8 protein-coding genes and 1 pseudogene are annotated in these 9,069 nt (G+C 46.1%); 7 read left to right on the forward strand and 2 right to left on the reverse strand.

Annotated elements, in window-relative coordinates:
• Window positions 1-6: 6 nt before the first annotated feature.
• On the forward strand, window positions 7-1,512 hold the full coding sequence (locus H8S52_RS07515; protein ID WP_186909557.1) for a HAMP domain-containing sensor histidine kinase: 1,506 nt from the start codon (window positions 7-9) through the stop codon (window positions 1,510-1,512).
• An 85-nt stretch (window positions 1,513-1,597) separates the two neighbouring features.
• Here H8S52_RS07515 and H8S52_RS07520 read toward each other — a convergent pair whose 3' ends face one another.
• The gene (locus tag H8S52_RS07520; RefSeq protein WP_186909563.1) at window positions 1,598-2,971 is read right to left on the reverse strand and encodes an aminopeptidase P family protein; all 1,374 of its coding nucleotides are present in this window, start codon (window positions 2,969-2,971) and stop codon (window positions 1,598-1,600) included.
• Between the two features lie 225 nt (window positions 2,972-3,196).
• Here H8S52_RS07520 and rpoN point away from each other — a divergent pair, with 225 nt between their 5' ends.
• The 5 genes from rpoN (at window position 3,197) to H8S52_RS07545 (ending at window position 8,375) form a co-directional block, all read left to right on the forward strand.
• A complete protein-coding gene (gene rpoN, locus H8S52_RS07525; RefSeq protein WP_186909558.1) occupies window positions 3,197-4,687 on the forward strand; it encodes an RNA polymerase factor sigma-54 in 1,491 nt (496 codons plus the stop codon).
• 51 nt (window positions 4,688-4,738) lie between these two features.
• Complete coding sequence (locus H8S52_RS07530; protein WP_186909559.1) at window positions 4,739-5,416, forward strand: hypothetical protein; 678 nt, start codon at window positions 4,739-4,741, stop codon at window positions 5,414-5,416.
• A gap of 32 nt (window positions 5,417-5,448) precedes the next feature.
• A complete protein-coding gene (gcvH, locus tag H8S52_RS07535; RefSeq protein ID WP_005655342.1) occupies window positions 5,449-5,829 on the forward strand; it encodes a glycine cleavage system protein GcvH in 381 nt (126 codons plus the stop codon).
• Between the two features lie 135 nt (window positions 5,830-5,964).
• Window positions 5,965-6,474, forward strand: a complete 510-nt coding sequence (purE, locus tag H8S52_RS07540; RefSeq protein ID WP_005655343.1) for a 5-(carboxyamino)imidazole ribonucleotide mutase — start codon at window positions 5,965-5,967, stop codon at window positions 6,472-6,474.
• A gap of 41 nt (window positions 6,475-6,515) precedes the next feature.
• Complete coding sequence (locus H8S52_RS07545) at window positions 6,516-8,375, forward strand: 4-hydroxy-3-methylbut-2-en-1-yl diphosphate synthase (RefSeq protein WP_016660838.1); 1,860 nt, start codon at window positions 6,516-6,518, stop codon at window positions 8,373-8,375.
• 123 nt (window positions 8,376-8,498) lie between these two features.
• On the opposite strand, the gene H8S52_RS07550 is transcribed toward H8S52_RS07545, so the two are convergent.
• The gene (locus H8S52_RS07550; protein WP_186909564.1) at window positions 8,499-8,642 is read right to left on the reverse strand and encodes a hypothetical protein; all 144 of its coding nucleotides are present in this window, start codon (window positions 8,640-8,642) and stop codon (window positions 8,499-8,501) included.
• A 134-nt stretch (window positions 8,643-8,776) separates the two neighbouring features.
• Here H8S52_RS07550 and H8S52_RS07555 point away from each other — a divergent pair.
• Window positions 8,777-9,069 (forward strand): annotated as a pseudogene (locus H8S52_RS07555) (DDE transposase); the annotation flags it as partial.

A 9,069-nucleotide genomic window follows, 5' to 3' on the forward strand; every position in this document is an offset into this window, starting at 1 on the left:
GTTATAATGAAAAAAAGCATTCCCATATTTCTTGCGGTTCTCCTTTGCCTGTGTACCCAAACATTTGCACAAAACCGCGCTGATGAACTGATGAAACAGGCACAGGAAAATCTGGCAAAGAAAGAATACATCAAGGCACGCTATCTCTTTTTACAGGCTTACAATGCCTTCGCCACGCAAGAAAACTATGCCCAGGCTGTAAAATGCGGTGTAAATGCCAGCGCCCTCTATCACCGGGAGAATTATTATAAAGAAGCATTCGAACTGCTGCGCAATGCCGAACTGCTGGTGAGAACCGGCGAACAAAAACTCAAAAAGGACTTTCCTGATTTACGTTTCCGCATCAACAAAGAACGTCTGCAAATGTACATCAGCCTCAAAAACCCCACCCGTGCCAAAGAACAGTTAAACAGACTGGAAGAAACAGCCAAAGCTGCCCAAAATGACTCTCTAAGCAACGACTTTCTGTATACCCAAGCCAGCTATTACTACACTTTCGGCATGAATTCGCAGGGAGATACAGCTTTCAAGAAACTGATAGAACAGTATAAGCAACAAAAGAGCTACGCCAAAGCGGATGAATGCTATCAAAATCTCATAAACATTGCCCTTCGGGCAAACGATACAGAATTAATGGCGCGTACTTACGACAAATACATTACCTGGACAGATTCTGTTAAAGCACTCACTGCACAGAAAGAATTGAATGCATTGAAAAAGAAATATAATGAAAGTCTGACTATCATTCAGGAAAAAGACGACTCTCTTTCCTCCAAACAGCATATCATCACCGGTCTTTGCGTCCTGGCAGCCATTTTAGCGGCAGCATTAGTGGCAGGAGCCATCATATTACTACGCTTCATCCTACTGACACGCAAACAAAAGAAAGCAATCGGCATTGCCAACGAACACAATGAACTGAAGACCGAATTCATCCAAAATATCTCCGCCCAAATGGAGCCTACACTGGCCACTCTCGACCCGAAGCTGCCCGGCGTACAGGCATTGCGTACTTTCTCTGCTCACATACAAGAGCTGTCCGAACTGGAAAACAGCCTATCAGAACCGTATGAAATGCAAGAAGAGAATATTTCGGCCTTCTGTGAAAACGTTATGAACAAAATACGCGGCAAAGTACAGGAAAATGTATCCCTCATTGTCAATGCTCCCAAACTGAACATAAAGATTAATCCGGAACACCTGGAACGCATCTTACTGCATTTGCTTGAAAACGCGGCCGAATACACCCCCGCCGGCGGAAAAATAGGGCTGGACTTCAAAAAACGCGGCGCTCATACACATCAGTTCATCATAAGCGATACAGGCTGCGGCATCGCCGAAGAACAGCGCGAAAACATATTCAAGCCTTTCACCGAAGTAAAAGACCTGACGCAGGGCGATGGTCTGGGATTACCCATCTGCGCGCTGATTGCCGCCAAAATGGATGGCAGCCTTACATTGGACAGTAGCTATGCGAAAGGCACACGGTTTGTATTGGAGCTACACACTTAAAAAAATGAGAATTAAAAAATTGAGAGTTGAAAATGAGTGCCGCCATTATGCTGCACGGTAATTTTCAACTCTCAGTTATCTTTAACTATCTCAACGCTTCCACTTCTTCCGGTGTCAGCGGAATCTTTTTGCCTAAACGGCGTGCACCGGTTTCCGTTATCAGATAGTCTTCTTCATTGCGGATACCTCCGAAGTTGCGGTATTCTTCCACTTTATCATAATTGATAAAGTCTTTAAACTTCTTCTCTCCTTTCCAAAGGTCTATCAGTTCGGGGATAAAGTAAATGCCCGGCTCAACGGTATGTACAAAACCCGGTTCCAGAGGAATGGCAAGACGCTGGCTCTTACGACCGAACTGCGTACTCTTAGGCTGACCGTTGTAACCGACCCAAATCTCGCCGAGGTTTTCCATATCATGCACATCCAGCCCCATCATATGCCCCAAACCATGAGGATAGAACAAGGCATGTGCGCCTTCGCGTACAGCATCTTCGGCATTGCCTTTCATCAAACCGAGTTCTTTCATTCCCTCTACCATTACGCGGGCGGAAAGGTCGTAAACATCCATATAAGGAATACCCGGACGAAGCGCTTTGACAGCCTCCAGATGCATTGCATTCTGAATTTCATAAACAGCCCGCTGACGAGGGGTAAACGTTTTATCGGCAGGAACGGTAGAGGACATATCGCCCGCATAACCCGACTCTACTTCCGCACCGGCATCAATCAGGAATAAATCTCCCGGCTTCACCTTATTGCCATGATAATGATTGTGCAAAGTCTGTCCGTTGACAGTGGCAATCGTTGCAAAAGAAAGCTCGCAATTATTGGATTCGGCCACCCGGTTCATTTCTGCTACGACTTCGTATTCGTACATACCCGGACGAAGTACTTTCATAGCCGTAATGTGCATATCAGCCGTCACATTACATGCCTTTTCTATCTCTTCTACTTCTTCGGCAGACTTATAACTGCGTTGTGCCACAATTGCACGGATAAATGGAACAGAACCTTCCTGGCGTGCAGGCGGAATGCCCAACCACTCCATCAGTTTCAATTTATGCTCCGCCCTGTAGGGAGGCAGGTAATGCACTGTCTGTCCCTTGCGCACTGCTTTATGCAGATAGTTCATGATTTCGGCAGAAGGCATTACTTCCGTTATGCCCACACGCCCGCTTTTCTCTTTCAGGGTAGGCTGCGTTCCCATCCATACGATATGGTCAATCGTAAGTTCATCGCCAAATATAATCTCCTTGTCCTCATCAATATCGATAATCACCGACAAACCGGCAAACGACAAACCGAAATAATACAAGAAGGTAGAATCCTGACGATAACGGAAAGTATTGTCCTCATAATGCAGTCCTTGTTCGTCATTACCCAAAAACAGCAACACTCCTGAGCCTATATTTTTCTTCAACAGGGCCCGACGCTGTATATACGTTTCTTTAGCAAACATAATGTTCATAGTTTTAGTTGTTATACCACAAAGATAAAGAGAATATTTGAAAGGATAAGGAAAATCAGGAAATACTGACTTACAACCCAACAAGAAAAAACAACCGAACCGCAGCTTTCTTGTTAAATATAACAGAAGAAGATTTTTCGTTCCCGAACTATTCACTATTTTTGCAAAAAGTGCGAAGATAAAACTTATCTTTGCAGCGGATAAATAATGTAACTTATGGCACAAGGCTCCCGACAGATACAAACCCAAGCGCAGCAGCAGATACAGACGCTGTCACCACAACAGATTCTGGTAGTAAAGCTGTTGGAACTTCCGGCAATAGAGCTGGAAGACCGCGTACGTGCCGAACTTCTGGAAAATCCGGCACTGGAAGAGGGAAAAGATGATACATCCGGTGATGAATATTCCAATACCCCCGATGCAGACTCCAATGCAGAAGATGGTGGAGATACCGATTACGATTCTCTGAGCGACTATCTCAACGAGGATGACATACCCGACTATAAATTACAGGAAAACAACCACAGCAAGGGAGAACAAGCCGAAGAGATACCTTTCTCCGATACGACTTCCTTCTATGAAACCCTGAAAGAACAACTGGGTGAGCGCAACCTTACCGAACACCAGCGTGAACTGGCCGAATATCTCATCGGCTCATTGGACGACGACGGGCTGCTGCGCAAATCACTGGACAGTATCAGCGATGAGCTTGCCATTTATGCCGGCATCGAAGCCACTACCGGAGAACTGGAAGAAGCATTGAGAATCATTCAGGATTTCGACCCTGCCGGATTGGGAGCCCGCAACTTGCAGGAATGCCTTCTCATCCAGATACGGCGCAAGATAGAACAGCAGCACTTCACTCCCAATCCGATCCTTTATATTGAAGAAGCAATCATTTCCGAATGCTACGAGGATTTCACCCGTAAGCATTGGGACAAAATACAACAGAAACTCAGACTGGAAGAAGATGCTTTCCAGCAAGCCATAAAAGAAATCTGCAAACTGAATCCGCGTCCGGGAGCGTCTTTGGGTGAAACTATCGGCAAGAACCTGCAACAAATCGTACCCGATTTTATTGTGGATACCTATGACGACGGCACTATCAACCTGTCGCTCAACAACCGGAATGTTCCCGAACTGCGCATGAGCCGCGATTTCACCGAAATGGTAGAGGAACACACCAAGAACAAGGCAAACCAGTCCAAGGAATCCAAAGAGGCCATGATGTTCCTGAAACAGAAAATGGATGCAGCTCAGGGATTTATCGATGCCGTCAAGCAACGGCAGAATACCCTGATGACTACCATGCAGGCCATCATCGACCTGCAACGTCCTTTCTTTCTCGACGGTGACGAGTCATTGCTTCGCCCCATGATATTGAAAGACGTTGCCGAGCGCACAGGACTCGACATCTCAACCATCTCCCGCGTCAGCAACAGCAAATATGTACAGACCAACTACGGCATCTACCCGCTGAAGTTCTTCTTTAACGATGGATATGTTACGGAAGACGGCGAAGAAATGTCAGTCCGGGAGATACGGAAAATACTCAAGGAATGCATCGACAACGAGGACAGGAAGAAACCCTATACCGATGACGAGCTGACCGAGATATTGAAAGAGAAAGGATACCCCATTGCCCGCCGCACCGTAGCCAAATACCGCCAGCAATTAAACATTCCGGTAGCAAGGCTGAGGAAATAGAAACGGCACAAGGCAATCCAAACGGTAGAGTGATAATGCAAAAATAAAAAAATGGCAATAGAACAACATATTATAGCAGATAAAAACCTTATCAGGACAGCCAGGGTAATTTCGATGATATTTACACCATTCTCCATACCTTTCATGGCATTTCTGATTCTGTTCGTATTCTCATACCTGCGAATCATGCCCCTGCAATACAAGTTGATTGTATTGGGCGTGGTATATTGTTTTACAATCCTTATGCCCACACTGACCATTTTCCTCTTTCGCAAAATCAACGGATTCACTCCTGAGGATTTAACGGAACGGAAACGGAGATATGTGCCTTTCATCCTGACCATCACTTCCTATGTGTTCTGCCTGCTCATGATGCACCGGCTGAACATCCCCTGGTATATGACAGGAATTATCTTTGCCTCTCTTATCGTGATGATTATCTGTGTCATTGTCAACCTGAAATGGAAGCTCAGCGAACACATGGCGGGAGCCGGTGCCATAATAGGTGGGCTGGTTGCTTTCAGTGCCCTGTTCGGATACAATCCGGTGGGCTGGCTGTGTATATTCATTCTCGTAGCAGGCGTATTGGGCACGGCACGGATTATCCTGCAACACCATACGCTCGGTGAGGTAATGGGCGGATTTGCCGTAGGACTGATTTGTACCTTGCTGGTACTTCATCCGCTCAGCAAACTGTTACTCCGTCTATTCAGCATATTCTTATTTTAAATATCAAATATTAACTCTTAAAACTAACGATTATGAATTTTCCTAATGATGTAAAGTACACGAAAGAACATGAATGGATTCGTCTCGAAGGAGATGTAGCTTATGTAGGAATTACCGATTACGCCCAAGAACAATTGGGAGATATCGTATTTGTCGACATCCAAACCGTAGGCGAAACATTGGCAGCCGATGAAGTATTCGGCACCATCGAAGTAGTAAAAACCATTTCCGACCTTTTCCTGCCCGTTGCCGGAGAAGTGCTGGAACAAAACGAAGCATTGGAAGAGCAGCCCGAACTGGTTAACAAAGACCCGTATGGCGAAGGCTGGCTCATCAAAATCAAACCCGCTGCCGATGCTGATTTCGGCAGACTGCTGGATGCAGAAGCATACAAAGCACTGATTAATAATTAGCGTTTAGTGATTAGTGTTTAGTAATTAGGAGTAATGATTAGCAGTAATAATTTGTTTTAAAATCTTTTCTCATCAATCCCTAATCACTAAACACTAATCACTAAACGCTAATCACTAACCACTAATTTAAATAATATGTCTCCAATTGTTAGTATCATCATGGGCAGTACTTCCGACCTTCCTGTCATGGAAAAGGCCGCACAGTTGCTCAACGATTTGCATGTACCGTTCGAAATGAACGCCCTCTCCGCCCACCGTACTCCGGAAGCCGTAGAAGAATTTGCCAAAGGGGCACGTAAACGCGGAATTAAAGTTATTATCGCGGCAGCCGGCATGGCAGCAGCCCTGCCCGGCGTTATTGCAGCCAATACCACACTGCCTGTAATCGGCGTGCCCATAAAAGGCTCCGTACTCGATGGAGTGGATGCGCTTTATTCCATCATTCAGATGCCTCCGGGCATCCCTGTGGCCACCGTAGCCATCAACGGAGCAATGAACGCAGCTATTCTTGCCGTACAAATGCTCGCATTGAGCGACAAGGAACTGGCAGAAGCCTTTACTGCTTATAAAGAAGGTCTGAAAAAGAAAATCGTGAAAGCAAACGAAGACCTGAAAGAAGTTAAATACGAGTATAAAACAAACTGAAAGAAGTGATTGATAATCACTGACCATTAATCACTAATAACGTGGATATATTCAATTATTCCCGACGGGAAACATCAGAAGTGAATATCGGAGCCACCCCTATGGGCGGCTCCAATCCTATCCGCATACAAAGTATGACAAACACTTCCACGCAAGATACCGATGCGTGTGTAGCACAGGCCAAACGTATTGTGGATGCCGGTGGAGAATACGTACGTCTTACCACTCAAGGTGTCAAAGAAGCAGAAAACCTGATGAATATCAACGCAGCCTTACGTCAGGACGGCTACATGACCCCATTGGTGGCCGATGTGCATTTCAACCCGAAAGTAGCAGATGTGGCAGCGCAGTATGCGGAAAAAGTCCGTATCAACCCGGGCAACTACGTAGACTCCGCACGTACTTTCAAGCATCTGGAGTATACCGATGAAGAATATGCACAGGAACTCCGGAAGATACGCGACCGTTTCGTCCCGTTTCTGAATATCTGCAAGGCCAATCACACGGCTATCCGTATCGGTGTGAACCACGGCTCGTTATCCGACCGTATCATGTCGCGCTATGGAGACACTCCCGAAGGCATGGTAGAATCGTGCATGGAGTTTCTGAGAATCTGCGTTGCGGAGCAATTCATGGACGTAGTCATTTCCATCAAAGCATCCAATACGGTAATCATGGTGAAAACCGTACGTTTGCTTGCCCACATCATGGAGAAAGAAGGGATGCACTTCCCCTTGCACCTCGGTGTGACGGAAGCCGGTGACGGTGAGGACGGACGCATCAAATCGGCCTTAGGCATAGGTGCTTTGCTGGCAGACGGGTTGGGCGATACCATCCGCGTATCTTTAAGTGAAGCTCCCGAAGCAGAAATTCCTGTTGCCCGGAAATTGGCGGACTATATTGTACAACGCCGTAACCACCCTTACATACCGGGTGCTGTAGCTCCCGAATTCCAGTACTTGTCTCCTGAACGCAGAGCCACGACAGCCGTGCGCAATATAGGCGGAGAAAACCTTCCCGTTGTCGTTGCCGCACGCTTGGACGGCAATATGGATTTCAATCCGCAGTTTATGCCCGACTATGTATACGTGGGCCGTCAATTGCCCGAATCTCCCACCGAAGGCATACAATACATTATCGATGCCGACCTTTGGGAAGGACAAGCCAACACATGGCCTGCATTTAAAGGCGAACAGCTGCCGTTTATCAGCGGATGCAGCGCATCACTGAAATTTCTGTTTATCACCTATATGGGATTGAACGACGAAGTAATTGCCGGACTGAAATACCACCCGGAAGTGGTACTTGTCGCACAAAGCAACCATCCCAACAGACTGGGTGAATACCGTGCATTGGCGCACCAACTGATGAATGAAGGATTAAAGAATCCACTTGTCTTCTTCCAGCATTACGCTGAGACTGAAACTGAAAATCTGCAAATCAAATCGGCTGCTGATATGGGAGCACTCATCATCGACGGGCTCTGCGACGGTATTTTCCTTTTCAACCAAACCGGCAAGGAAAGCGATAAGGCAATAGACGACAAGGTTATAGACACCACGGCTTTTGGTATCCTGCAGGCAGGACGCATCCGTACCAGCAAAACCGAATACATATCCTGTCCGGGGTGCGGCCGTACGCTCTACGACCTCGAAAGCACCATTGCCCGCATCAAGCAAGCTACATCACACCTGAAAGGACTCAAAATCGGAATCATGGGTTGCATAGTCAACGGTCCCGGTGAAATGGCCGATGCCGATTACGGATATGTAGGTGCAGGACGGGGCAAAATCAGCCTATATAAGAAAAAGGAGTGTATCGAAAAGAATATCCCCGAAGAGGAAGCCGTAGAAAAGCTGATTGAACTTATCAGAAAGAACGGAGATTATACCGAGCGGTAGGTTTCTTATCCTTCACCACAAAAAAAGCGCAGAGCCTCACAGAGTTTTCTTTTGTTCCGGATGCGGGTAATGCTTACCGGATTCCCAAAAGCTGTGAGACCCTGTGTTTTTTTGTGATGAATCCTAATATCTGAAACTCAAAAATACACGGAAGGATTTTGACTTCATCTTCCACTTGTCACTTTCAATTACATCCTCAAAGTCCGGAGCATCATAATCCATACCTTCCTCATCAAAAGAAAGTCCGTTATAAGTAGGGACATTCATTAAATATTACAAAATTAGCCAACTAATTCATACACAAATTATTGCGAATTAGTTGGCTTTTTTGTATCTTTAGGTATTCCCCCGAAAACAAGGTTTGACGGCCAAAACGGGGGAAATACCCAAACTAATAAGATATGGCAAAGATACACAATATTTCAGAAATTCACCCTACTTTGGGTTTTACAGAATTTGATATTCTGGAAAAATACCGCAAGAGTTTTAATGAGAGTGAGCTTGGCAAGCTTCATTCGGTCTTTCCGTTTGAATGTATGGCAAAAGCCGCAGGCCTGTCGGACCGGCGCCTGGGACGCAGGAACATATTCAGTCCTTCCGCAAAGATCGCCCTTATGGTCCTGAAGGCATACACCGGATTCTCCGACAGGCAACTGGTGGAACATCTGAACGGGAACATACACTACCAGATTTT

Origin of the sequence: Bacteroides sp. NSJ-48, assembly GCF_014287405.1 — a bacterium.
GTDB classification, from domain to species: Bacteria; Bacteroidota; Bacteroidia; order Bacteroidales; family Bacteroidaceae; genus Bacteroides; species Bacteroides stercoris.

Coding starts and splice junctions, on each gene's coding strand:
- H8S52_RS07515 (WP_186909557.1), top strand. CDS start 7: ATGAAAAAAAGCATTCCCATATTTCTTGCGGTTCTCCTTTGCCTGTGT.
- H8S52_RS07520 (WP_186909563.1), bottom strand. CDS start 2,971: ATGTTTGCTAAAGAAACGTATATACAGCGTCGGGCCCTGTTGAAGAAA.
- rpoN (WP_186909558.1), top strand. CDS start 3,197: ATGGCACAAGGCTCCCGACAGATACAAACCCAAGCGCAGCAGCAGATA.
- H8S52_RS07530 (WP_186909559.1), top strand. CDS start 4,739: ATGGCAATAGAACAACATATTATAGCAGATAAAAACCTTATCAGGACA.
- gcvH (WP_005655342.1), top strand. CDS start 5,449: ATGAATTTTCCTAATGATGTAAAGTACACGAAAGAACATGAATGGATT.
- purE (WP_005655343.1), top strand. CDS start 5,965: ATGTCTCCAATTGTTAGTATCATCATGGGCAGTACTTCCGACCTTCCT.
- H8S52_RS07550 (WP_186909564.1), bottom strand. CDS start 8,642: ATGAATGTCCCTACTTATAACGGACTTTCTTTTGATGAGGAAGGTATG.